The sequence below is a fragment of the Anaeromonas gelatinilytica genome, from assembly GCF_016820635.1.
In the GTDB taxonomy this organism is placed as follows: Bacteria; Bacillota; Clostridia; order Tissierellales; family SIT17; genus Anaeromonas; species Anaeromonas gelatinilytica.
In genome coordinates, this window is sequence record NZ_WSFU01000119.1 from 84,001 (window position 1) to 108,517 (window position 24,517).

Annotated in this window: 26 protein-coding genes; 1 reads left to right on the forward strand and 25 read right to left on the reverse strand. The window is 26.9% G+C overall.

The genetic code is table 11. The features are described from left to right. Window position 1: 1 nt before the first annotated feature. The 11 genes from GOQ29_RS10550 to GOQ29_RS10600 all read right to left on the reverse strand — a co-directional run bounded on the left by GOQ29_RS10550 (window position 2) and on the right by GOQ29_RS10600 (window position 11,435). Window positions 2–748 (reverse strand): FliH/SctL family protein, encoded by a 747-nt coding sequence (locus tag GOQ29_RS10550; RefSeq protein ID WP_203372617.1) that lies wholly within the window; start codon window positions 746–748, stop codon window positions 2–4. Then, window positions 741–1,748, reverse strand: coding sequence for a flagellar motor switch protein FliG (gene fliG / locus GOQ29_RS10555; protein ID WP_203372618.1), 1,008 nt, complete (start codon window positions 1,746–1,748; stop codon window positions 741–743). Before fliG ends, GOQ29_RS10550 begins: the two co-directional genes overlap by 8 nt. 10 nt (window positions 1,749–1,758) lie before the next feature. Then, window positions 1,759–3,285, reverse strand: a complete 1,527-nt coding sequence (gene fliF / locus GOQ29_RS10560; protein WP_203372619.1) for a flagellar basal-body MS-ring/collar protein FliF — start codon at window positions 3,283–3,285, stop codon at window positions 1,759–1,761. A gap of 26 nt (window positions 3,286–3,311) precedes the next feature. Then, window positions 3,312–3,602: a flagellar hook-basal body complex protein FliE gene (fliE, locus tag GOQ29_RS10565; RefSeq protein ID WP_203372620.1), complete on the reverse strand. Its 291-nt coding sequence runs from the start codon at window positions 3,600–3,602 to the stop codon at window positions 3,312–3,314. 15 nt (window positions 3,603–3,617) lie between these two features. Next, window positions 3,618–4,055, reverse strand: a complete 438-nt coding sequence (flgC, locus tag GOQ29_RS10570; RefSeq protein ID WP_203372686.1) for a flagellar basal body rod protein FlgC — start codon at window positions 4,053–4,055, stop codon at window positions 3,618–3,620. A 6-nt stretch (window positions 4,056–4,061) separates the two neighbouring features. Then, window positions 4,062–4,469 (reverse strand): flagellar basal body rod protein FlgB, encoded by a 408-nt coding sequence (gene flgB / locus GOQ29_RS10575; RefSeq protein ID WP_203372621.1) that lies wholly within the window; start codon window positions 4,467–4,469, stop codon window positions 4,062–4,064. Window positions 4,470–4,694: 225 nt separating this feature from the next. Next, window positions 4,695–6,086 carry an ATP-dependent protease ATPase subunit HslU gene (gene hslU, locus GOQ29_RS10580; RefSeq protein ID WP_203372622.1) on the reverse strand — a complete coding sequence of 464 codons (1,392 nt, stop codon included), beginning with the start codon at window positions 6,084–6,086 and terminating at the stop codon, window positions 4,695–4,697. A gap of 12 nt (window positions 6,087–6,098) precedes the next feature. Further along, window positions 6,099–6,629 (reverse strand): ATP-dependent protease subunit HslV, encoded by a 531-nt coding sequence (hslV, locus tag GOQ29_RS10585; RefSeq protein ID WP_203372623.1) that lies wholly within the window; start codon window positions 6,627–6,629, stop codon window positions 6,099–6,101. 15 nt (window positions 6,630–6,644) lie between these two features. Beyond that, window positions 6,645–8,720 (reverse strand): type I DNA topoisomerase, encoded by a 2,076-nt coding sequence (gene topA / locus GOQ29_RS10590; RefSeq protein ID WP_203372624.1) that lies wholly within the window; start codon window positions 8,718–8,720, stop codon window positions 6,645–6,647. 52 nt (window positions 8,721–8,772) lie between these two features. Next, window positions 8,773–9,870, reverse strand: a complete 1,098-nt coding sequence (dprA, locus tag GOQ29_RS10595; RefSeq protein WP_203372625.1) for a DNA-processing protein DprA — start codon at window positions 9,868–9,870, stop codon at window positions 8,773–8,775. Window positions 9,871–9,902: 32 nt separating this feature from the next. Continuing rightward, the gene (locus tag GOQ29_RS10600; RefSeq protein WP_203372626.1) at window positions 9,903–11,435 is read right to left on the reverse strand and encodes a YifB family Mg chelatase-like AAA ATPase; all 1,533 of its coding nucleotides are present in this window, start codon (window positions 11,433–11,435) and stop codon (window positions 9,903–9,905) included. A 266-nt stretch (window positions 11,436–11,701) separates the two neighbouring features. Here GOQ29_RS10600 and GOQ29_RS10605 point away from each other — a divergent pair, with 266 nt between their 5' ends. Continuing rightward, window positions 11,702–12,157: a putative ABC transporter permease gene (locus tag GOQ29_RS10605; RefSeq protein WP_252187593.1), complete on the forward strand. Its 456-nt coding sequence runs from the start codon at window positions 11,702–11,704 to the stop codon at window positions 12,155–12,157. A 22-nt stretch (window positions 12,158–12,179) separates the two neighbouring features. On the opposite strand, the gene GOQ29_RS10610 is transcribed toward GOQ29_RS10605, so the two are convergent. The 14 genes from GOQ29_RS10610 to smc all read right to left on the reverse strand — a co-directional run bounded on the left by GOQ29_RS10610 (window position 12,180) and on the right by smc (window position 24,508). Continuing rightward, complete coding sequence (locus GOQ29_RS10610) at window positions 12,180–12,536, reverse strand: YraN family protein (RefSeq protein WP_203372627.1); 357 nt, start codon at window positions 12,534–12,536, stop codon at window positions 12,180–12,182. Continuing rightward, window positions 12,520–12,801 (reverse strand): EscU/YscU/HrcU family type III secretion system export apparatus switch protein, encoded by a 282-nt coding sequence (locus tag GOQ29_RS10615; protein WP_203372628.1) that lies wholly within the window; start codon window positions 12,799–12,801, stop codon window positions 12,520–12,522. Before GOQ29_RS10615 ends, GOQ29_RS10610 begins: the two co-directional genes overlap by 17 nt. Before the next feature lie 6 nt (window positions 12,802–12,807). Next, a complete protein-coding gene (locus GOQ29_RS10620) occupies window positions 12,808–14,169 on the reverse strand; it encodes a hypothetical protein (RefSeq protein WP_203372629.1) in 1,362 nt (453 codons plus the stop codon). An 11-nt stretch (window positions 14,170–14,180) separates the two neighbouring features. After that, window positions 14,181–14,786 carry a ribonuclease HII gene (locus GOQ29_RS10625; protein ID WP_203372630.1) on the reverse strand — a complete coding sequence of 202 codons (606 nt, stop codon included), beginning with the start codon at window positions 14,784–14,786 and terminating at the stop codon, window positions 14,181–14,183. A gap of 76 nt (window positions 14,787–14,862) precedes the next feature. Then, window positions 14,863–15,714, reverse strand: a complete 852-nt coding sequence (gene ylqF, locus GOQ29_RS10630) for a ribosome biogenesis GTPase YlqF (protein ID WP_203372631.1) — start codon at window positions 15,712–15,714, stop codon at window positions 14,863–14,865. Between the two features lie 69 nt (window positions 15,715–15,783). After that, entirely contained in the window at window positions 15,784–16,131 is a 348-nt protein-coding gene (gene rplS / locus GOQ29_RS10635) for a 50S ribosomal protein L19 (protein WP_203372632.1), read from the reverse strand. Window positions 16,132–16,224: 93 nt separating this feature from the next. Then, window positions 16,225–16,962 carry a tRNA (guanosine(37)-N1)-methyltransferase TrmD gene (gene trmD / locus GOQ29_RS10640; RefSeq protein ID WP_203372633.1) on the reverse strand — a complete coding sequence of 246 codons (738 nt, stop codon included), beginning with the start codon at window positions 16,960–16,962 and terminating at the stop codon, window positions 16,225–16,227. Then, complete coding sequence (rimM, locus tag GOQ29_RS10645) at window positions 16,959–17,453, reverse strand: ribosome maturation factor RimM (RefSeq protein WP_203372634.1); 495 nt, start codon at window positions 17,451–17,453, stop codon at window positions 16,959–16,961. Before rimM ends, trmD begins: the two co-directional genes overlap by 4 nt. A 62-nt stretch (window positions 17,454–17,515) precedes the next feature. Then, the gene (locus tag GOQ29_RS10650; protein ID WP_203367688.1) at window positions 17,516–17,743 is read right to left on the reverse strand and encodes a KH domain-containing protein; all 228 of its coding nucleotides are present in this window, start codon (window positions 17,741–17,743) and stop codon (window positions 17,516–17,518) included. Window positions 17,744–17,765: 22 nt separating this feature from the next. Further along, a complete protein-coding gene (gene rpsP / locus GOQ29_RS10655; RefSeq protein ID WP_203372635.1) occupies window positions 17,766–18,035 on the reverse strand; it encodes a 30S ribosomal protein S16 in 270 nt (89 codons plus the stop codon). Between the two features lie 29 nt (window positions 18,036–18,064). Next, window positions 18,065–19,408: a signal recognition particle protein gene (gene ffh / locus GOQ29_RS10660; RefSeq protein ID WP_203372636.1), complete on the reverse strand. Its 1,344-nt coding sequence runs from the start codon at window positions 19,406–19,408 to the stop codon at window positions 18,065–18,067. Beyond that, window positions 19,408–19,782, reverse strand: a complete 375-nt coding sequence (ylxM, locus tag GOQ29_RS10665; RefSeq protein WP_203372637.1) for a YlxM family DNA-binding protein — start codon at window positions 19,780–19,782, stop codon at window positions 19,408–19,410. The genes ffh and ylxM overlap by 1 nt, the downstream gene beginning before the upstream one ends. A gap of 90 nt (window positions 19,783–19,872) precedes the next feature. Continuing rightward, complete coding sequence (gene ftsY, locus GOQ29_RS10670) at window positions 19,873–20,916, reverse strand: signal recognition particle-docking protein FtsY (protein ID WP_203372638.1); 1,044 nt, start codon at window positions 20,914–20,916, stop codon at window positions 19,873–19,875. A 10-nt stretch (window positions 20,917–20,926) separates the two neighbouring features. After that, window positions 20,927–24,508, reverse strand: a complete 3,582-nt coding sequence (gene smc / locus GOQ29_RS10675) for a chromosome segregation protein SMC (RefSeq protein WP_203372639.1) — start codon at window positions 24,506–24,508, stop codon at window positions 20,927–20,929. Window positions 24,509–24,517 lie beyond the last annotated feature (9 nt).

Sequence of the window (24,517 nt, forward strand, 5' to 3'; positions counted from 1 at the left end):
ATCACTCGCTATTTAATAAGTCTTCTAAAAATTTTTCTAATTCTTCTATCTGAGTATTAATACTTACATCAACACTTCCTTTAGGTGTCTCAATTATTATTCCACCTTTATCTAAAGCTTTATCTATAACTACATCTATTTTTTCTATAGAACTAATCATTACACTAATTTTATCTTTATACATTTCCAAGAAATCATAATCATATTTAGAAACTTTAATAGTAAGTTTTGAAGGATTATTTAAATCATCTAAACCTTTTTGAATTATAGACAATATGATTTCTTTATCTTCGTCATATAATCTATTAATAATCTTTTTACATGATTTCATAACAACTGTAATAATATCTTTTTCTAATTTGTCAATTATTTCTTTTTTACTATTTATATTATTTTCTTTTATTTTTACAGCTTCATCAATTAAACTTGTTGATTCAGATTTCCCTTCTTCATATCCTTCCTCATAACCCCTTTTATACCCTTCCTCATAACCTTTATCTCTATATTCATCTATGATTTCATCTTTTTTACTATGAGTCTTAATCAGAATATTTTCTGATTCTTCTTTTGCATTATTAATGATTTTTTCTGCTTTCTCATTAGCTTTTTTAATAATTTTTTCTGCTTTCTCGTTAGCATCATCTAATATTTGATTTTCTAACGAATCCTTCTTTAAACTCATATCTTTTTTTAAATCTTTTTTTTCAGTATTTTCAATCACAAGAGAAGATTTTATAATTCTAGACAATAACTTCATCTCCTCCCCTTGGCGTAACAATTTCTCCAGAATCTTCAAGTTTTCTAATTACATTAACTATATTTTGTTGTGATTCTTCTATATCTTTTAATCTTACAGGTCCCATAAACTCCATATCTTCTTCTATAATCTCTACTAATCTCTTAGACATATTAGTAAATATAACTTCTTTAACTTCCTCACTAGCACCCTTTAAAGCAATAGACCACTGACTATTATCAATTTCTCTAATAAATCTTTGAATTGATTTACTATCTAATGTAACAATATCTTCAAATACAAACATTCTTTTTCTAATTTCCTCTGACAATTCAGCATCTTCTAATTCTAATTCTTCCATAATATTTTTTTCTGTACCTCTATCTACAGAATTTAGAATTGTAACAATAGATTCAATTCCACCCGCTGAAGTATAGTCTTGATTAACCATAGTAGAAAATTTATCTTCTAAAATTCTCTCTACTTCTTTAATTATTTCTGGAGATGTTCTATCCATCTCTGCAATTCTTTTTGCAACTTCAGCCTGCTTTTCATTACTTAAACTAGATAAAATTTGTCCAGATTGATTTGGAGATAAGTAAGAAAGTACTAATGCTATAGTTTGTGGATGTTCATTTTGTATATAATTTAATAATTGATTTGGATCAGCTTTTCTAATAAACTCAAAAGGCCTAACCTGTAAAGAAGTAGTCAACTTACTTATTATACTAGAAGCTTTCTGTCCTCCTAAAGCTCGTTCTAATACATCTTTAGCATAATTTATTCCACCCTCTGATATATATTCTTGAGCTAAGCACATTTGATAAAAATCTTCTATTATTTTATCCTTATCCTCTGGAGAAACTTTTCTCATATTTGCTATTTCCAAAGTTAATTCTTCGATTTCTTCTTCGTTCAAATGTTTGAAAATTTCAGCTGACTTCTCTGGCCCTAAGGTTATTAATAATATTGCCGATTTCTCTTTTCCAGTTAAATATTGTTTTTTACTCATACTATCACCCCTATTCCTCATTAAGCCAACTTCTGAGAAGTTGAGCTACAGCATCAGGTTTCTTCTGAACAAAGTCGTCTATTTTTGATTTGTATTGAGATTTTTCAGTTTCAAAATCTATATCTTCTATATATTCATCTTGATCATATTCATCTACTAATAACTCATCTTCTTCCTCATTAGATTTTCTCCTTCTATATACAATAACACCTGCTCCTCCAAGTAAAGCAACTGCTATTAAAATATATGCCCACAATGGTATTCCAGATGATTCCTCAGCATCTACATCAGAATCACTATCATCAATAGAATTGAAATCACCAGTGCTAACAATTACTTCTTCCGTATTTATACCTGTTGATGCATGTATTAAATCTTCTATTTCTCCTCTCATGTCATCTGTAAGTTCTCCATCAATCGCTTCATTATTAATTAAAATACCTACAGTTACAGACTCAATTCCTCCTGGAGCTTTTTTAATTTCTCTATTAATTTCATTCAATTCATAATTAATAACTTCACTAGCTTTATCATATTTAGATACATTTCCGTCTTCTGTTGCGTAATCTGTAGTATCTTCAGTATTTGGTTCAGTACCTACAACAGAACCATCAGCTCCATTTATCGTATGTTCTTCTATTTTTTCCATACTTCGAACTAATCCTTCAGTAGAATCTTCTAATGGTGGTGTAAATTCTACTATATTAGTTATTTCACTATCGAAATTCATATCTACACTTGCTCTAACATCAACATTGCCTAACCCAAATAGGTTCTCCAAAAATTTTTTAATGCTATTATTTAGTTTACTTTCAAAGCCTTGTTTCACAGATAATTGATCTGTTAAATCATATTCTCCCATATCCCTTTCATCGTCTCCATAGGATCTTCCAGTATCATCAATTACATTTACATTTTCTTTTTCCATATTTTTAAAGGAACTAGATACTAAAGTCTTGATTGCCACCACTTTGTCATTCTTTAAAGATGAATCTCCATCCAATGTTACAAAAACTGAAGATGTAGCCACCTCATCATCATTCATAAAGGCAGTATCTTCAGGCATATCAACTATAACATTTGCCTCAGCAATGCCTTCAATTTGAGATATAGTAGCCGCTAATTGACTTTCATCTGCATATCTTACTCTTTCCTTTTTTTCATATTCTGTCATAGTCCAGTCACTTTCATTTAATGCATCTAATACACTATATCCTTCTTTAGGTAGACCTTCAGAAGCTAATTCAAGCATTGCTTTGTTTTTATATTCTTTAGAAACTAGTATAGTAGTCTCACTTTCTCCAAATTTCCAATCTACTTCCATTTCATCTAATCTTTCAGTTATTGTTCCTGCATCTTTCATTGGTAAATCTTTATATAAAATAACATATTCAGTTTTAGTAAAAGTATAAATCAATCCGGTCAAAACTACGAGTATCAGAAAAATACCTACAATTAATCTGATTTTTTTCTTCTTTTCTAACTCTTTCCAAAATCCTAATAACTGTTCCTTAGCCTTTTCAATTGTTTCAACCAATTAAACTCACCCCATCCTTGCTGTATCTATATTTGCATTCTCATAATTTCTTTATATGCATCCATTACTTTATTTCTTATATTTAGGGTTAATTGCAAGGCTAAATCAGCTTTTTCACTAGCTATAACTGCACTATGTATATTATCAACTTCACCAACTGCTAACATATTTTTTAAATATTCACTCTGCTTTTGTAAAGAATTTACATTACTTAATGCATTATTTAAAAATTCTCCAAAATCAGTTGTTTTTTCTTTGTTTATATTTTTAACTTGTTCATTAGTATTTAATAAATTTGATAATCCTTGTATTTCCAATTTAATCCCCCTTAATTATTTACCAATTTCTAATGCTTTTGTAAACATTGATTTAGATGAATTTAGTGATGTTATGTTTGCTTCATATCCTCTAGCGGCTGATATCATGTCCACCATTTCCTTAACCACATCTACATTTGGCATTTCTACATATCCATCTTCATTTGCATCTGGATGTCCTGGTTCATATACTTGTTTAAATTCAGTTTTATCATTAACAATGCCGCTAATCTTTACCCCTGATGATTTATTATAAGAATTTAAAGTACCATTTAATACTGAAGAAAAATTAGGCTTTTTCTCTTCAAATGTAACCATCTTTCTTCTATAAGGAGTACCACTACTAGTTCTTGTGGTATTTGCATTTGAAATATTTTCTGAAATAACATCCATTCTGGTTCTCTCTGCCGTCATACCTGTAGCACTTATATTTATTGAATCAAACAACCCCATTTCCAATTATCTCCCTTCATTTATAATACTTTTAAGTTTTTTAAATTCACCAGATACTTGTCTAATGACTCCATTGTACATCATACTGTTTTTAGCTAACTCTGCCATTTCTACATCTATATTCACATTATTCCCATCTTTTTTAGTAGAATAAGACTCATCTTTTACAACCTGTATATCGCCATTTTTATTCTGTCCTATAACTTCTATATGTTTAGGATCTGTAGTGTTTACCTTTAACTTATTATTAATTTCTAACTCTGTTTTAAGGTTATCTTCAAATAATACTTTTGTCTTTTTGTAACCTGGAGTATTAACATTAGATATATTATTATTTATTGCTTCATTTCTTTCCCAAAGTCCATCTAAAGCTCTACCCATAAAATCTATATTACTAAAAGAATTATTTAACAATTTCCACACCTCCAATTATTTAATTAACTAAATATTCTGTTAGGAAATAAAAGTAACAATTTATACAAGAAATCTTGTATTTTTTATATTATTAATCTTTTCTACAATAATACTATAAAATCCTTTTTTTTTCGAGGCATTTTGAAAGAAACTTTTAATTGGTAATTTTGACCTATATAATTAACAATTATTTTTTAAAAAAACTAGTCATGAATGACTAGTTTTTTATAATATATATTTTGAAACATCAATTTGAGCTATATTATCCTTCAATTTTTCATTTACATATTCCTTATCAATTATAACTTTTTCATCTTTATACGTCGGAGCATTAAAAGATATTTCTTCTAATAATTCTTCCAATATAGTATGTAATCTTCTAGCACCTATATTCTCTGTCTGATCATTTACTATAAAAGCTACTTTTGCTATTTCTTTTATCCCTTCCTCTGTAAACATCAATTCAACATTTTCAGTTTGAAGCAATAACTTATATTGTTTTATTAATGCATTTTGAGGAGTGGTTAATATTTCAACAAAATTTTCTTCTGTAAGATTATGAAGTTTAACTCTAATAGGAAATCTACCTTGTATTTCTGGGATTAAATCCGTTACCTTAGATACATGAAAAGCTCCAGCTGAAATAAATAATATATGATCCGTCTTTATTGGTCCATACTTACTCATAACTGTAGCTCCTTCTATTATAGGTAATATATCTCTCTGCACTCCTTCTCTAGATACATCCGGACCAGAACCACTTCTTCCAGCTATTTTATCTATTTCATCAATAAATATTATCCCATGATTTTCAGCTTTTTCTATAGCTATAGAAACGATATCATCCATATCTATCATTTTTTGAGCCTCTTCATTAGCCAATATTTTTCTTGCTTCATTTATTGTAACTTTTCTTTTTTTCTTTCTCTTTGGTAAAATCCCAGAGAAGATATCATTCATATTTAAATCATCCGTTCCCATATTATTTATCATCCCCATTGGAGGATTATAGTTTTCTTCAACCTCAATTTCAATATACTGATCTTCAATTTCCTTATTCTTTAATCTTTTTTCTATAATACTATTATCACCTTTATCATTAACTCTTTCATTTTTTTCTTTGTCATTAATGTCTTCATCATCAGTATTTGAACCAAAAAAAACTTCAAAAGGATTCATGTTTTTTTCTTTCTTTTTTTTAGGTCCATTGATTAATATATCTAATATATGTTCTTCTGCTATTTTTTGCGCTTTATCATATACATTAGCTATTTTTTCATTTTTTACTAATCTAATTGAAGTTTCTATTAAATCTCTAATCATTGATTCTACATCTCTGCCAACATATCCTACTTCAGTAAATTTTGTTGCTTCCACTTTAACAAATGGAGCATTAACTAATTTTGATAATCTTCTTGCAATTTCAGTCTTTCCAACACCTGTTGGTCCCATCATAATAATATTTTTAGGTTTTATTTCCTCTTTAAACTCTTCATCTAATTTATTTCTTCTATATCTATTTCTTAACGCAACAGCTACAGATCTTTTGGCCTTATCCTGTCCAATTATATAATTATCTAATTTTTCTACTATTTCAGCCGGTGTATAATCTTTCATATAAAAAACCTCCTATAACTCATCAACTATAATATTGTCATTGGTAAAAACACAAATCTCCGAAGCAAGTTTTATCGACTTAAAAACAATATCTTTTACATCTAAATTAGTGTTTTCCATCAAAGCCTTCCCTGCTGCTAATGCATAATTTCCTCCTGAACCTATTGCAATGATATTCTCATCAGGTTCTATTACTTCCCCATTACCCGATATGAGTAAAAGATTTTCGTTATCTCCTGCTATTAACATAGCTTCTAACTTTCTTAATATCTTATCTCCACGCCATTCTTTAGCTAACTCAACAGATGCCCTCATCAAATTCCCATTAAATTGTTGTAATTTTTCTTCTAATTTATCTGCCAAGGTAACTGCGTCAGCTACAGATCCAGCAAATCCAATTATTACTTTATCATTATACAATCTCCTAATCTTCTTGGCAGAATTCTTCATTATAGTTTTATCACCCATAGTCACCTGACCGTCTCCTGCAAAAGCTAATTTATTATTCTTTCTTACTGCTATTATTGTAGTAGCTTTCAACATTATTTCACCCCCAACTTAATTATTTTCATTTTCTTTTAATTTATAGTCACATTCACTACATTTTATATAACTACCTTTTTTGCTATTCTTTTGCACCAAAATATTATTACAATTAGGACACTTTTTATTTATAGGCTTATCCCAAGATACAAAATCACATTCTGGGTAATTAGTACATCCATAAAATTTTCTTCCCTTTTTTGACCTTCGTTCAATTATTTCTCCGTCTTTACATTTTGGACAAGAAACATCTATTTTATTTAATATAGGTTTTGTATTCTTACACTCTGGATACCCCGGACAAGCAAGAAATTTCCCATATCTTCCATGCTTAATAACCATATTTCTTCCACATTTTTCACATTCAATATCTGTTTCCTCATCCATATCTATCTCAATAATTTCTTCTTCTGCTACTTTCAATACAGTCTTAAAATCTTCATAAAACTCTTCTATTACTTTTTTCCAAACAATTTTCCCTTCTTCAATTTTATCTAATTTACTTTCCAAATCTGCTGTAAATTCTTCATTAATTATATTTTTAAAATATTCTATTAATAAATCTGTAACTATGATACCCAACTCAGTTGGTTTGAAATATTTATTTTCAAGTATTACATAACCTCTACTCAAGATTGTACTAATTGTTGGTGAATAAGTAGCAGGTCTACCTATGCCTAATTCTTCCATAGTTTTTACTAAACTTGCTTCAGAATATCTAGCAGGTGGTTGTGTAAAATGCTGTTTTGGTAATATATCTTTAATTTCTACTTTATCACCTACTTTCATATCTGGTATATTTATATTTTTATCTTTATTTTTAACTGAATAAATTTTCATAAATCCATCAAATTTAATTTTTGAACCACTAGTTCTTAATATATAATTTCCCGCACTTATATCAATAGTTAAAGTATCATATAAAGCTGGTGCCATTTGACTAGCAACAAACCTTTCCCAAATCAATTTATATAACCTATATTGATCTTTTTTCAATGAATCTTTAATTAATGATGGTGTTTTCTGTACATCAGTAGGACGTATGGCTTCATGAGCATCCTGAATATTTTTCTTATTCTTTGTTGCTTTACTCTTTGCTAGATATTTTTTACCAAAATTTTTCAATATATATTCCTTAGATGCTTGTTGTGCTTCATTGGATATTCTAGTAGAATCAGTCCTTATGTAAGTAATGAGTCCTACAGTTCCTTCTCCTTTTATATCAATTCCCTGATATAAATCTTGGGCTAGACTCATAGTTTTTTTTGTGGAAAATCCTAATCTAGTTGAAGCATCCTGTTGCAAATTACTTGTTGTATAAGAGGGATAGGGATTTCTCTTTTTTCTTCCTTTTTTAATATTCTTTATTATTAATTCTGATTTAGAAATTTCATTTATTATATCATTGCTTTCTTTTTCATTTGATATTTTAACTTTTTCAATTTTTCCATTTATTATTTTATTTTTTAGAGTTGATTCAAATTCAAATTTATCTTTTAATAATAAAAAATCAATACTCCAATACTCCTCTGGATTAAATTTCTCTATCTCTCTTTCTCTATCTACTACTAACTTAGTTGCAACAGATTGTACTCTCCCTGCACTTAATCCCTTTCTAACTTTCTTCCATAATAATGGACTAATTTTATATCCTACAAGTCTGTCTAACGTCCTTCTTGCCTGTTGAGCATCAACAAGATCCATATCAATTTTACGAGGTTTTTTTATTGCATTAGTTATTGCATTTTTAGTAATTTCATTAAATTCAATTCTATTATTTTCTTCCTTATCTAATTTTAAAGCATTAGCTAAATGCCATGAAATAGCTTCACCTTCTCTATCAGGGTCAGTAGCAAGATATACCTTATCAGCCTTTTTTGCTTCCTTTTTCAATTCACTAAGAATTGGTCCCTTTCCTCTTATAGTTATATATCTCGGATCAAAATTATTATCAACATCTATACCTAATTTACTTTTTGGTAAATCAATAATATGACCTACCGAAGCTTTAATTTTATATTTTTTCCCTAAAAATTTTCCTATAGTCTTTGCCTTTGCAGGAGACTCAACTATCACCAATGATTTTGTCAAAACATGCACCTCCGATTAATTATAAAAACTATGCAATATAAATTATTTAGATTTAATAATCTTTAATAGTAAATACTTTTCCAGGCATACTAGTAATTAAATTTTTCATCTCTAAAATTGTAAGAATACTATTTAATTCTACTATATCTATATCAGTATTATATGCTATCATATCACAATGTATTGGTCCATTTTCTATTGATTTTATAACTAATAATTCTTTATCACTTAAACCATCATAATTCTTTTTGTTATCTTTATTTTTATCTAATAACATCTTAAATTCATTAATTTCTTCTAATATATCTTCAATATTTGTAACTATTTTTGCACCATCTTTTATTAAAAGATTTGTTCCCTTACTATAAATACTATTAATATTTCCTGGTACGGCAAATATTTCTTTCCCCTGTTCTAATGCATGATATGCAGTAATTAATGAACCACTTTTTTCTCTAGCTTCAATAATTACAACTCCCTTAGATAAACCACTAATTACTCTATTTCTTAAAGGAAAATTACCAGCTCTTGGTTCCATACCTATAGGAAATTCTGATATAACAAGTCCCTTTGAAGAAATTTCTTCAAAAATATTAATATTTCTTCTAGGATAAGGTTTATCTATTCCTGATCCTAATATAGCTATTGTGTCACCACCTTCATCCAAAGCACCTTTATGAGCTATAGCATCAATTCCTAATGCCATTCCACTAATAATACATATTCCTAAACAACTAAGTTCTTTTGCTATCTTTTCAGCAGCCCATTTCCCATAATAAGTTGCTTTCCTAGAACCCACAATAGAAATAGATGGTCTATATATTAATTTATAATTGCCTTTTAAGTATAATGTTTTAGGTGGATTATATATATTCTTTAAATGGGAAGGATATTCTTCATCCAATATTGTTATAATTTTTATATTATTTTCATTTGAATATGTTAATATATCATTATAATAAGAATCATTTCTAAAATCAATTAATTTTCTTTTAATTTTACTATTTAAATAATTTAATTCCATTATCTCATTTTTACTACAGTACCATAATTCTGTCAAGTTTTTAAAGTATTCATTTAATCTATTTATAGTTTTATCACCAATTCCTTGAATGCTATTCAACCATATTAAAATATCTCTATTCTCCATATTATCCCCCAATTTATAATTATTTTTGTAAATTAAATTGAAAAATATTTTCTATCCATATTTCTATACTGAATTGCTTCTAAAATATGCTTTTCAGTTATTTCTTCACTTTCATCTAAATCTGCTATAGTTCTTGATACTTTAAGGACCTTATTATAAGCTCTAGCACTTAATCCTAACTTTTCAAATGCATTTTTTAATATTTTTTCTCCATTTTTATTTGTTTTACAATATTTATTTATACTTCTACCTTGTAATTCTGAATTTGAATAGATTTTTTCTTCCGAATATCTTTTAATTTGAATCTCTCTACATTTGTTGACTCTATCTTTTATAATATTAGATGCTTCACTGTTATTTTTTTTATCCTTTAAATCTTGATAATTTACAGGATTTACTTCTATATGAATATCTATTCTATCCAATAAAGGTCCACTTATCTTTTTTAAATATCTATCTATATCTCTAGGACTGCAACTGCATTCATGAATAGGATCACCATAATATCCACACGGACAAGGATTCATACTAGCTACCAACATAAAATTTGATGGATAGGTTAAAGTAGCATTCACCCTTGATATAGTCACCATATTATCTTCTAAAGGTTGTCTTAATACCTCTAATACAGATTTTCCAAATTCAGGAAGTTCATCTAAGAATAATACTCCATAATGAGCTAAAGATACTTCTCCTGGAGTAGGTACTCTTCCTCCTCCTACTAATGAGACTTTAGAAATTGTGTGATGTGGCGATCTATATGGTCTCTTACTTATAAGTCCATTACTTTTTATTAATCCGGCAACACTATATATCTTAGTAACTTCTAAAGCCTCTTCAAAGGACATATCTGGTAATATTGTAGGGAGTCTCTTAGATATCATAGTCTTGCCTGAACCTGGAGGACCAATAATTAATATATTGTGTCCTCCAGCAGCAGCTACTTCCATTGCTCTTTTTAAAGTTTCTTGACCTTTTATATCTTTAAAATCATAAAATTTATTATCTTTTTCTACATTGCTGAATTCCTTAGTTTTCCATGGCTCTATTACTTCTAGTCCGTTAAGATATGAAACAAGCTGTTCTAAATTTTTTACTGGAATAATATCAATTCCTTTAACTACACCACATTCTTCTTTATTTTTAAAAGGTAATATTACTCTTTTAATACCTAATGATAGTAAAGATATGACCATAGGTAAAGCACCATCAATCTCAGTGACTTCTCCGTCTAATGAAAGTTCTCCAATAAAACAAGTGTCTGATAAATTAATATTCTTAATAATATCCATACATTTTAATATACCAGTAGCTATGGCTAAATCTATTTGTGAACCTTCTTTTTTTAAACTAGCTGGTGCTAAATTAATAGTTATTCTATTTAATGGAAATCGATAATTACTATTATTAATAGCAGTTCTTACTCTATCTTTAGATTCTTTAATTGCCATATCAGGTAAGCCTACTATATTAAAACTAGGCATACCATTAGAAAGATCTGTTTCTACTTCGACTATATTTCCTTCTAGTCCTTGTAATACACATGTATTTATTTTTGATAACATATCTCATTACCTCTTTTCTTTTATACTTAAATATTATTCAATAATATAATATTGGAATCCTTTAAATTTTCTAAATTTTATTATCGTTTTTATTATCATTTATGATAATATCTTATGTAATAATTGATAATTGCTTTACTTTTATTTTTGATAAATTATCTATCATTATTTTTATAATTAACTTATATTGCCAGGGTAATAAAGAAATTTCAACATTTAACGCCATTTTTTATTTGTCATTTTTTCAAAAGTTTACAAAGTATAATATGATTTTTAAATCAAATAATAATAATATGTTGATTAAATTTATCGTTTATGGTTTATTAGGTCTACTAATTGAAATCTTTTTTACCGGAATAATGTCTCTTATTAAATCAAAAGATTTCACTTTAATAGGTCATACTTATATATGGATGTTTTTTATATATGGTTCTGCTGTTTTTTTAGAAAAAATACATGATACTATTAGAAATAAAAATTTTATAATAAGAGGAGGTATATGGTCTCTTGTAATATTTGTTATAGAATTTATAACTGGATTTTTATTAGAAAAAATAATAGGTATATGTCCTTGGGATTATAGCGGAAACTCTCCTTATACTATTTTGGGTTATATAAGACTAGATTATCTTCCATATTGGTTTATTCTAGGATTACTCTTTGAAAAAGTTCACGATTATATTGAAAATTCAATACCAATATTAAAAAAGACTCTCAAATGAGAGCCTTTTTTAATAAGAATTTTTATGCCCAAAAAGCATTAGAAATATGATTTATATAATTATTGTCCAAATATACTTCTATTATATCAAATCTAAGTTGTGTGTTATATAATTTTTTATATTTTACATATAATTGAGCTACATTAATTATTTTCTTCTGCTTCTTATAATCTACTGCTTCAAAAGGATAGCCATATTTTGAATTTCTTCTCAATTTAACTTCAATAAATACTACTATATCATTATCTTTAGCTATAATATCTACTTCACCTATTTTAGTGGTAAAATTCTTTTCTAAAATTTTATAGTCTTTATTCAGAAGATATTCTATTGCAGTTTGTTCACCATAATTTCCTTTATTTCTATTCTCCTTTTTCATCTAATCCCTTCTTTTTATCAACTTCATATACAAAAGCTAGAATTCCAGCTATAGTTTCATATAATTCGAAAGGAATCTCATTACCTAATTCAATAGAATATAATTTATTTACTAAATCCTCATCTTTATATACATATATATCTTCATCTTTGCTTTTATTAATTATTTTCGTAGCTACAATCCCTTTTCCCTTAGCTATTACCTTAGGTGCTATATCTTTATCCGATTTATATTTCAAAGCAATAGCTATATCTTTATCTTTCACCTATATTCACACCCTAGCGTCAAATATATAATTATTTAAATCTACTTCATTTAAAGGATTAAAATATGTAGTTTCTTCAGAAACTTTTATGTTAATAGTAAAGTTTTTAATACCGACATTTTCCAGATATATTTCTAAAATATTTTTATTCTTCCTAATATATTCAGCTATATCTTCATTTTTCAACTTAAAAGTTATATAATTATTATTTTGAAAAATTTCATACATAATATCTACTTTATCTAAATTATCTGTATTTAATGAAAAATAAATTTTAAATTTATCATTCCTAAACTTATTTTTATTTTTATTAAATATATATACTTTTTCTAGTATTTCTTCATTCTTCAAATTTATAGGATAATATAAAAAAGTCATATTTTTATTTATATTCTTTAAAAAATCTAATTCTTCTTTTACTGCGTCCAAAAAAGGTTTTATGTCATTATTATCTTGATTACTTATTTTTTCGTTTATTTCATTTATAATTTCTGTTAATTTAGTATAATGATTTTTAATAATTAATTTTTCATTTTGAATTTTTGTAAAATCACCATTCATATTCACCAAATTATCTAATTTTTCTTTTATATTATATAATTTGCTATCAGCATTTATAAAATCTTCAATCTTTTGAACATTAGAAGATAAAAAATTTTTACCTTCGATTATATCCATAGTAAATTTTAAATTTTTAATATTTATATCCATATCATTTTTAGAAAGAAATAATAATGCTTTAATAGTATTTTCCTTTAAACTCAAATTTTCACTTTCTCTATTATTTGGGTTTAATTCAAATAAGTTTTTTATTACTTCTTTACTTTCTTCTATCTCTTTAGTATTATAATTGATTATTTTTTCTATTCTTTCTTGCTCTAAATCACTGGTTAAAATTTCATTAAATTCTAAATCAGAATCTAAATTTAAAAATTTATTATCTAAACTCTTAAAAATTAATTCTAATTTATCAATATTTCTAATAAGATTTAAAACAGTTTCTTTATCAATCTTCATATCTAAACTTATTAATCCTTTTATGATTTCTATATTTTGCTTTGTATCTACAAGATTATTTTCTTTTAAAACTTTACTAATTAATCCCTCAGAAATTTTTTCATTAGTTGCCTTATCTTTTGGATTTAAAAATAAAACTTCATCTTTTATTTCCTTAACTACAAACTCTATATCCTTTCCTATTTCTGCATCTAATGGGATTTTTGTTTCTGCTTTAATTATATCACCATTATTTAATTCAATAAGTATCTTATTATCTATTTTTTCAACTAGTTTTCCTTTAATAAATATATCATTTTTAATGTTAAGTATATCTTTATTTAATAATGAAGATATATTATTTAATTTCATTATATCACCATCTATAATATATTTTTTAAAAATGTCATCCTATGAATTGGTGTAGGTCCTAACTTTTTAATAGCATCTCTATGTTCTTTTGTTCCATAACCTTTATTTCTTTCAAAAGCATAACCTTTATATATTTTTGCTAATTCAATAAGTTTTCTATCTCTATATACTTTTGCTATTATTGAAGCTGCTGAAATACCATGACACTTTTCATCACCTTTTATTATATTTCTTTGTTCTATATCAATATCTAATTTTTCAGCATCTATAAGCAACATATCGGGCTTTATTTTCTCTCCATTTTTAGTATTTAAATTTTCAATAGCCTTTTTCATTGCCAAATGAGTACTTTTTTTTATATTTATTTCATCTATCACATTATTATCAACCGATCCAATTCCTATCGCAATTGACTTATCATATATTATATCGTACAATTTCTCTCTTTTCTTTGGAGAAATTTTTTTTGAATCCTTAACTCCTTCTATAATTAAATCCTTCGGCATAACTATAGCACAAGCTACTACATCTCCTGCTAAACATCCTCTACCAACTTCATCTATACAAGCAATATATTGATAACCATTATTCCAGATTTCTTTCTCTATACTTAACATTTTAACACTCCATTCTATCAGTCGATTCATATAATAAAAGACTCCCTAAATAGTGGAAGTCCTTTATTATATTTTACTATATTTTCTTTGGAGTTTCCAGTGAAATATCTCCAATAGTACCATCTCTAAACTCATCTAATACTATATTAGCGACACGAGCATAATCTATTTCTTTTTTTCTTAAAATACAACCTCTCCTTATTCCAATATCATCCATTACCTGAAGAGATGTCTTACCTTCAATCATAACATCATATCTTTTTTCAATACTATTAGAGGCTAAAACCATTAATTTTTCAATTAATTTTAAAGCCAATGTCTCAATATCCATTATTTCATCTTTTATTGCTCCAGTAAATGCAAGATTTAATGCCACTTCTTGTTCCTCAAACTTCGGCCATAAAATACCTGGTGTATCTAATAACTCAATATTTCCCTTCAATTTAATCCATTGTTTTCCTTTTGTTACTCCTGGTCTATCTCCAGTTTTAGCACTTTTTCTTCCTGCTAATGAATTTATTAATGTAGATTTACCTACATTAGGTATACCTACTATCATAGCCCTAATAGGTTTATTCTTTATGCCTCTACTTAATAATTTTTCTTTTTTTTCTTTAACAAGATTATTAGTCTCGCTTATAATTTGTGATACGCCTTTATTTTTTATAGCATCTACTAATACTGTATTTACTCCTAATTTGCTAAAATATTCTACCCATTCTTTATTTATATTAGAATTACTAAGATCACTTTTATTCATAATAACAATTCTTGGTTTATTCTGAACTATTTTATCTATTTCTGGATTTCTGCTACTTAAAGGAATTCTTGAATCAATTAATTCATACACAATATCCACTAATTTCAAATTCTTTTGTAATAATTCTCTAGTCTTTTTCATATGTCCTGGAAACCAATTTATATTCATAAAATCACTCCAATTTCATATTCATTCTATATATGAAATAATGGGACTGTCACCAGCCCCATAACTTTATTAATAATCTCTTTTTTCTTTAACTTTAGCTCTCTTACCAGTTCTTTCTCTTAAGTAGTATAATTTAGATCTTCTTACACTACCTTTTCTTGTTACTACTAATTTTTCGATTTTAGGTGAATGTAATGGGAAAGTTCTTTCTACCCCTACTCCATAAGAAATTCTTCTTACAGTAAAAGTTTCTCTATTACTTCCGCCTTGTTTCTTAATTACTGTACCTTCAAAAACCTGAATTCTTTCTCTATTACCTTCTTTAATATGATAATGTACTTGTACTGTATCACCAACATTAAAATCACAAATATTATTGTTTAATTGCTCTTGTTCAATCATTTTAATTATATTCATATTTTTCTACCTCCCTTCTGCCTAGACGTTCTTACCTTTAAGATAGAGGACCGTCCGTGTTACCCATGTAATTATAGCACATAGAAGAACATATTACAACTTATTTTTTTCTTCTTGTTCAATCTTATCTAAATATCTTTTCTCTTCTAATGATAAATTTATATTTTCAAGCAAATCTGGTCTGTTTTTATATGTTAACTTAATAGATTCATATTTTCTCCATTCATCTATCTTTTTATGATTTCCTGATAATAGAATTTCTGGTACCTCATGTCCTTTAAATTCTCTAGGTCTAGTGTACTGAGGATATTCTAGTAATCCATTGTAATGAGACTCATCTATAAAAGATTCATCACTTTTTAAAACTCCAGGTAATAAACGTACAATTGAATCTATCATTACCATTGCAGGAATTTCTCCCCCAGTAAGAACATAATCTCCTAACGAAATAATATCATCAACATAATTTTCTATAATTCTATTATCTATACCCTCATAATGTCCACATAAAAAAACTAAATCTTTCTCTCTTGATAGTTCATTGGCCATGCTTTGATTAAAAACTTTTCCCTTTGGACTTAAATAAATAACTCTAGAATAATCTGATTTAACATGCTCTATAGCTCTATAAATAGGTTCAGGCTTCATGACCATACCTGGTCCACCTCCAAAGGGATAGTCATCAACTCTATTATGTTTATCATTAGAAAAATCTCTTATATTAATGTATTTTAATTCTACAATATTATTTTCAATAGCTCTTCCAATAATGCTTTCCCCTAATACTGATTTAAACATATCTGGGAAAAGAGATAAAATACTAATTTTCATTCTAATAACCCCTCTATAGGTTTTATTATAATTTTTTTCTCTTCTAAATTAATCCCTTTAACAAATTCCTTAACTGCTGGTATTAAATATTCTTTTTTATTACCTTTTACCACATATACATCATTTGCTCCTGGTGTTAATACATCTTTTACAATACCTATTTCTAATCCATCTACAGTAAGCACCTTTAATCCTTTTATTTGAAATATAAAATAAGTATCTTTTTCTAATTCCACTGTATCTTCTATTGTAATATACATATATTCATTTTTAAACTTCATAACATCATTTATATTATTAAAATCCTTAATACTAATTATTGGAAAACCCTTTTTATACCATACCTTATTAATAATATATTCCTCACTATTAATATATACTTTATTCAAATCATTAAATCTTTTATAATCGTCAGTTAAAGGAAGTATTTTTAATTCTCCTTTAATCCCGTGGGTATTTACTATTTTCCCTACTTTTATTTTGTCTATCATTTTTACACACCTCTTGCTTAATAATGGGATTATATAAAAGGGACTAGTAAAACTAATCCCTTTTATATAATCTCAACAACTACTCTTTTATTTTCTTTAATAGCAGCTGCTTTAACAACGGTTCTTATAGCTTTTGCTATTCTACCTTGTTTTCCAATTACTTTACCCATATCATCTGGGGCTACCTTTAATTCAATGATAACTGACTGTGATCCCTCTACTTCATTTACTTCAACAGCATCAGGATTATCTACAAGTGCTTTTGCAATCATTTCTACTAAATCTTTCATTTTTTCACCCCCCTGAAAGCTACTATGCTTTTTTGGATTCCTCAAATTTTTCAAGAACACCATTGTTTTTGAAAAGACTATTTACAGTATCAGTAGGTTTAGCACCATCTTTCAACCATTTTACAGCCTTATCAGCATCTATTTTAAATTCTTTAGGTTCAGAAATTGGATTGTAATATCCAAGCTCTTCGATAAATCTTCCATCTCTTGGTGAACGAGAATCAGCAACTACTATTCTATAGAAAGGCTTTTTCTTAGCTCCCATTCTTTTTAATCTAATTTTAACTGACATTTAATTTCACCTCCTTAAAGTACTCCTATTTATTTGAAAAATGGGAAGTTCATTCTTCCTCTTTTTTTCATAGCTTTTTCCATACCAGAAAATTGCTTCATCATTTTCCTAGTCTCTTTAAATTGTTTTAAAAGTCGGTTTACATCTTGAATATTAGTTCCACTTCCTTTTGCAATTCTTTTTCTTCTACTACCATCTATAATAGATGGATTATTTCTTTCGTCCTTAGTCATTGATTTTATTATTGCTTCTATTTTAACTAATTCTTTATCATCAACATTTAGTTTTTTTAATTGTTTAGAATTCATTCCAGGAATCATTTCCAGAACTTGACTCAATGGACCCATATTTTTCATTTGCTCCAATTGATCCAAGAAATCATCGAAAGTAAACTCTTGATTCTTTAATTTTTTTTCTAATTCCATTGCTTTTTTTTGATCTATATTAGCTTGAGCTTTTTCAATAAGACTTAGCATATCTCCCATTCCTAAAATTCTAGAAGCCATTCTATCTGGATGGAAAGGTTCTAAATCTTCAAGTTTTTCTCCCATACCAACAAATTTCAATGGTTTTTCCGTAACAGCTCTAATTGATAAAGCTGCACCACCTCTAGCATCTCCATCAAGTTTTGTTAATACAACACCATCAATATCTAATCTTTCATTAAAACTTTCAGCAACAGAAACAGCATCTTGTCCTGTCATAGCATCAACTACTAATAAAATCTCATTAGGATTAATCGAATCCTTAATATCTCTAAGTTCATCCATCAATCCTTCATCGATATGAAGTCTTCCCGCTGTATCTATAATAATAACATCATTACCATTTTTCTTTCCTTGCTCTAAAGCTGCATTAGCTATATTAACAGGATTCTGCTTATCCCCCATAGAGAATACAGGAATATCAACTTGTTTTCCAACTACTTCTAATTGTTTTATAGCAGCAGGTCTATAAATATCACAAGCTACCAATAAAGGATTCTTTCCTTTCTTCTTTAAATGATTTCCTAATTTACCCGATAATGTTGTTTTACCTGCTCCTTGAAGTCCACATAACATTATAATTGTAGGAGGATTATCTGCAAAATTAATCTTACTTTCTTTTTCTCCCATTAAAGATGTAAGTTCTTCGTTAACTATCTTTATAACTTGCTGACCAGGAGTAAGACTTTCCATAACTTCATGCCCTACAGCTCTTTCATTAATTTTATTAATAAATTTCTTAACAACTTTAAAATTAACATCTGCTTCTAGAAGTGCTAATTTCACTTCTCTCATTGCTTGTTTTACATCTTTTTCAGTCAATTTGCCTTTTCCCTTTAATTTTCCAAGGGTATTTTGAAGTTTTTCAGCTAAACTCTCAAAAACCACTATCTCACCTCCTGATTATTTTTAAGTAACTGTTCAATAATTAAATTTATATTTTCAAATATTGTTTTATTCTCATCATTAATATTAACTAATTCCTTCAATTTTTCTAATAAAAATTTTAATTCTTTAATTTTTAATCGATTATTTTCAAATTTTTCTACCAATCCTAAAGTTTTTTCATATTTATATAAAGATACCTCAGCCCTTTTAATCAAATCATATACACCTTGTCTACTTATATTTAACTGCTCACCTATCTCACTTAAAGTAAGATCATGTATATAATATAATTCAATACTTTGATACTGTTTTGTACTTAAAAGTTTTCCATAAAAATCGAATAATAATCCTATTTCCACAACTTTTTCAAACATGTAATCAACCTTTATATAATAATATATAACTGTAAAGTTATTACCTTGACAGATGTATTGTATAATAGATTTCCCTACTTGTCAATTATTTTATTCAGGAAAAATTGCATCTACGAAATCTTCAGAATCAAAATCTTGCAAGTCATTTATTCCTTCACCTACGCCTACTAATTTAACAGGTACATCTAACTCTGATTGAACTGCAAATACAACACCACCTTTTGCAGTTCCATCTAATTTAGTTAATGCTATTCCTGTAATATCACAAGCTTCTTTAAATACTTTAGCCTGCATAATAGCATTCTGTCCAGTTGTAGCATCAACTACAAGTAACACTTCCTTATTTGCATCAGGATATTCTCTAGCTACAACCCTAAAAATCTTATTTAATTCATTCATTAAATTCTTTTTATTATGAAGCCTACCAGCAGTATCACATATTAATATATCAACATTTCTTGCTTTGGCAGCCTGTATCCCATCAAATATAACAGCAGCAGGATCTGAACCTTCACTATGAGATATAATATCTACATTTGCTCTATTTGCCCATTCACCAAGTTGTTCTATTGCTGCTGCTCTAAAAGTATCTCCAGCAGTTAATAATACTTTTCTACCTTCTTCTTTAAACCTATATGCTAATTTTCCTATTGTAGTAGTTTTTCCTACTCCATTAACCCCTACAACTAATAAAATGGCAGGATATGGATTAATGTTCAATTTATTTTTTCCATCTACATCCTCAAGAATTTCTTTTAATTCTTCTTTGAGAATTAATTTAATATCATTCGCATCAGTTATTTTTCTTTCCTTAACTTTATCCTTAACTTCTTCTATTATTCTTTCTGTAGTTTCAAAACCAATATCTGCCATTATAAGTACTTCTTCTAATTCTTCAAAAAGCTCATCATCAATTTTCTGATAAGATTTAATTATATCATCAACTTTATCAGATATTCCTCTTTTAGTTTTTTCTAATCCTTTTTTAAATCTACTAAGAAAACCTTCTCTATTTTTTTCAATATTATCTATAGATGCATTCTCCTCTACTTCACTATCTTTCAATGATTTATTTTCTACATTTTCATTACTTTTTTCTTCATCTTTATATTTTTTTAAAAATTTATTAAACATTTTCTTCCTCCTAACTAACTTTTTCTTCCATTATATCCATAAGTTTTACAGATAATAATTTACTTACACCATTTTCCTCCATTGTCACACCATACAATGAATCTACTGCCTCCATAGTACCTTTTCTATGAGTTATAACAATGAATTGAGTTTTATCAGAAAACTGTCTAAGATATTCAGAAAATCTAACTACATTGGCATCATCCAAAGCTGCTTCTATTTCATCTAAAACACAAAATGGAGTAGGTTTAAGTTTTAAAATTGCAAATAATAATGATATTGCTGTTAATGATTTTTCTCCTCCAGATAAAAGACTAATACTTTGTAATTTTTTCCCTGGTGGCTGGGCCTTTATTTCTATAGGACTTGTAAGTACATTTTCTTCATCAACTAAATATATATCTGATTTTCCGCCTCCAAATAATTGAGAAAATATATCTTTAAAATTATTCTTAATAACATTAAAATTCTCTAAAAATTGTTCTTTCATCTTTTTTTCCATATCATCAATTACTTTTTCTAAACTCTTCTGAGCATTTATTAAATCCTCTTTCTGTTTTATCAGAAATTCATATCTTTCTGATACTTCTTTATACTGATTAATAGACTCAATATTTACATTACCAAGAGTCTTTATTTTTCTTTTTATATCCCTTACATTATTTTGAACTTTTGTTACGTTTTCTATTTCTACTTTATAATCTAAAGCCATTTGATATGTTAATTCATATTCATCCCATAATTTATTATTATAGTTTTCTAATTGAGTTTCATATTTTGCTAATTTAATTTCCATTGCATTAATACTATTTTGAAGTTCTGATATACTTTCGTTCATCTTTTTTAATTTTTCTTGTTCTTTATAAAATGTGTCCATATATAAAGTTCTTTTATTTTTAATTTTAATTAAATCTGAATTACACTTAGAAAGTTTTTCTTGTAATTCTTCTTTTTCTTGAACTAATTTTTCAATTACATTCTCACTTTTTTCTATTCCTTTTCTCTTATTATTTATATCTGTTTCTATATTTTTTCTTTTATTTAATAAATTTTCAATTTCTTTTTCTAATCTTGAAGAAGTATTAATAATTTCTTCATTTTTTTGTTCTATAGAAGCTAATTTAATCTTCATCTTTATTATTTCATCATTTAAAGCTTTAATTTCTTGTACTTTTTTTTCATAATCTTTTACTTCTGAATCTATATTATCCTTAGTTAAATTATTTTTTCTTTCTAAACTCTTAATTTCTTCTTTTATATTATTAATTTGTATAATTGAATCTTCCTTCTCACTATCAAGACTTTCAATCTCATTTAAATATTTATTAATTCTAGTCTCTTTGTCTTTTAATTGATCATTAAAAGTTTTAATTTTATTTTTCATACTACCTATATTAATTTTCAAAGATCCTATTTTATCATTTGATTGTTCTAAAATATCCTCAGACTTACTAATTTCATCTTTTAATGAAGTATACACTTTAACTAAATTATTATACTTTTCAACGGAATTATGAATATCCTCTTTTAATATATCAATTTCTCTATTCCTACCTATTAAACTATTATTTGACCCCTTATAATTTCCACCGGTCATAGAACCACCAGGATTAAAAACATCTCCATCTAAAGTTACAATTTTAAGAGAATTATTAATCTTTTTAGAAACAAATATCCCTGTATCCAAATCTTTCACGATTAATGTTCTACCCAAAAGATACTCAAATATATCCTTAAATTCCTTATCAAATTTTATAATCTTTGAAGCTATCCCTAAAACTCCATCCTCTTGTAAAACATTGGATTCATGTTTATTAAGCTGTCTACCTTTAATAGCTTCTTGAGGTAAAAATGTAACTCTTCCTAATTTATTTTTTTTCAAATATTCAATAAGTCTCTTAGCATCATCTTTTTTCTCGGTTACTATATTTTGGGCTGATGCTCCTATTGCTATCTCTATAGCTTTATCATACTTTTCTTCTACTTTTAATAATTCAGCTACTACACCCTTAAAACCTTTTTGTAAATTTCTATCCTTTTTACATGCTATTAAGATATTTTTAACTCCTTTATAATATCCCTCATATTGTTCCTTCATATTTTCTAGCATCTTAAGTTTTGAATTCTTACTTTGAATATCTCCCTTTAAATCATTAAGTTTATCAGAAGTTTCTTCACTATTTTCCTTTAAAGTTTCAATCTTACTTATTAATTTCATCTTATTTTCATTAGATGATTCTAATTTAATATTTAAATCTTCAAGTTCATCACTTACACTACAAATATCACTTTCAAATTGTTTCTTATCTTTTATTAATTGATTTTTTTCTTCCAATATCTGTTCTAATCTTTTATCTATATTCTTATAAAAAGATTCTAATGTATTTATTTCACCTTTTTTTTCAGTTATATAATTTAATAAATCAATTATACTATTTTTTTTATCTTCAATATTTTTTTCAACAGATTGAACTTTTTCTTCTTTTAATTTTAATCTATTTATTTTTTCATCTAATGTGTTTTTTAAATCATTCATAGAGAAATTTATTTTTTCTTTTTCTTCATATAAATCGTCTATTTCTTTATTCTTTTTCTCATAATTTTTAATAGTATCTTCTAAATCTAATTTTAATCTGTTAATCTCTCTATTTAAATAAGTAATTCTCTCATTACTTATTTTATAATCTCCCACTTTTTTCTCATTTTCACTTTGAATTTCTTGTTTCTTATCTTGTATTCTCTCAATATCCTTATCTAACTTTTCTATTAATTCTTTTACTTCTTGAAATTTATCTTCTATTTGATTTTTCTTTTTATTATTAAATTTATATTGTTTTTCAACCAAATCTTTCTGTTGATTTAAATGCTTTACCTGATCTTTTAATCTGATAATCTCTCTTATAAATAAATTAATTTCCATTTCTTTTAAATCTTTAGATAATCTCAAATATTTTTCGGCTTTATCAGATTGAGCCTTAAGAGGTTCTATTTGTTTATATAACTCTTCTTCTATATCACTGATTCTAACTAAATTATCTCTAGTTTTTTCTAATTTCTTTTCAGATTCTTTTTTTCTAGTTTTATACTTTACAATGCCAACAGCTTCTTCTATAAGATTTCTTCTATCTTCAGATTTAGTTGATAAAATTTCCTCTATCTTGCCTTGTCCTATTATAGAATAACCATCAGTACCAACTCCAGTATCCATAAATAATTCTCTAATATCCTTTAGTCTAGTTGAACTCTTATTTATATAATATTCACTTTCTCCTGATCGAAAAACTCGTCTAGTTACACTTACTTCAGAAAAATCAATAGGTATTTCTTTATCTTTATTATCTAAAACAAGAGTCACCTCTCCAAAACCCAATGGTCTACGTTTAGAAGTACCAGAAAATATAACATCTTCCATTTTACTTCCTCTTAATGTTTTAGCACTCTGTTCTCCTAAAACCCATCTTATAGCATCTGATATATTACTTTTTCCACTTCCATTTGGTCCTACCACTCCTGTTATTCCATCTTCAAAATCTATAGTAGTTTTATTAGCAAAAGATTTAAATCCTTGTAATTCTAACCTTTTTAAATACATATTATTCCC

Coding starts and splice junctions, on each gene's coding strand:
- GOQ29_RS10650 (WP_203367688.1), bottom strand. CDS start 17,743: ATGAAAGATTTAGTAGAAATGATTGCAAAAGCACTTGTAGATAATCCT.
- GOQ29_RS10600 (WP_203372626.1), bottom strand. CDS start 11,435: ATGTTATCAAAAATAAATACATGTGTATTACAAGGACTAGAAGGAAAT.
- hslV (WP_203372623.1), bottom strand. CDS start 6,629: ATGTTGAAAGCTACTACAATAATAGCAGTAAGAAAGAATAATAAATTA.
- rimM (WP_203372634.1), bottom strand. CDS start 17,453: ATGATAGACAAAATAAAAGTAGGGAAAATAGTAAATACCCACGGGATT.
- trmD (WP_203372633.1), bottom strand. CDS start 16,962: ATGAAAATTAGTATTTTATCTCTTTTCCCAGATATGTTTAAATCAGTA.
- ylxM (WP_203372637.1), bottom strand. CDS start 19,782: ATGTTTGAAAAAGTTGTGGAAATAGGATTATTATTCGATTTTTATGGA.
- ylqF (WP_203372631.1), bottom strand. CDS start 15,714: ATGAATATAAATTGGTTTCCAGGACATATGAAAAAGACTAGAGAATTA.
- rpsP (WP_203372635.1), bottom strand. CDS start 18,035: ATGTCAGTTAAAATTAGATTAAAAAGAATGGGAGCTAAGAAAAAGCCT.
- ftsY (WP_203372638.1), bottom strand. CDS start 20,916: ATGTTTAATAAATTTTTAAAAAAATATAAAGATGAAGAAAAAAGTAAT.
- GOQ29_RS10625 (WP_203372630.1), bottom strand. CDS start 14,786: ATGTTAAGTATAGAGAAAGAAATCTGGAATAATGGTTATCAATATATT.
- rplS (WP_203372632.1), bottom strand. CDS start 16,131: ATGAATATAATTAAAATGATTGAACAAGAGCAATTAAACAATAATATT.
- fliG (WP_203372618.1), bottom strand. CDS start 1,748: ATGAGTAAAAAACAATATTTAACTGGAAAAGAGAAATCGGCAATATTA.
- hslU (WP_203372622.1), bottom strand. CDS start 6,086: ATGAAAGATTATACACCGGCTGAAATAGTAGAAAAATTAGATAATTAT.
- smc (WP_203372639.1), bottom strand. CDS start 24,508: ATGTATTTAAAAAGGTTAGAATTACAAGGATTTAAATCTTTTGCTAAT.
- dprA (WP_203372625.1), bottom strand. CDS start 9,870: ATGGAGAATAGAGATATTTTAATATGGTTGAATAGCATTCAAGGAATT.
- flgC (WP_203372686.1), bottom strand. CDS start 4,055: ATGGGGTTGTTTGATTCAATAAATATAAGTGCTACAGGTATGACGGCA.
- GOQ29_RS10620 (WP_203372629.1), bottom strand. CDS start 14,169: ATGAAATTAAATAATATATCTTCATTATTAAATAAAGATATACTTAAC.
- GOQ29_RS10605 (WP_252187593.1), top strand. CDS start 11,702: ATGATTTTTAAATCAAATAATAATAATATGTTGATTAAATTTATCGTT.
- GOQ29_RS10610 (WP_203372627.1), bottom strand. CDS start 12,536: ATGAAAAAGGAGAATAGAAATAAAGGAAATTATGGTGAACAAACTGCA.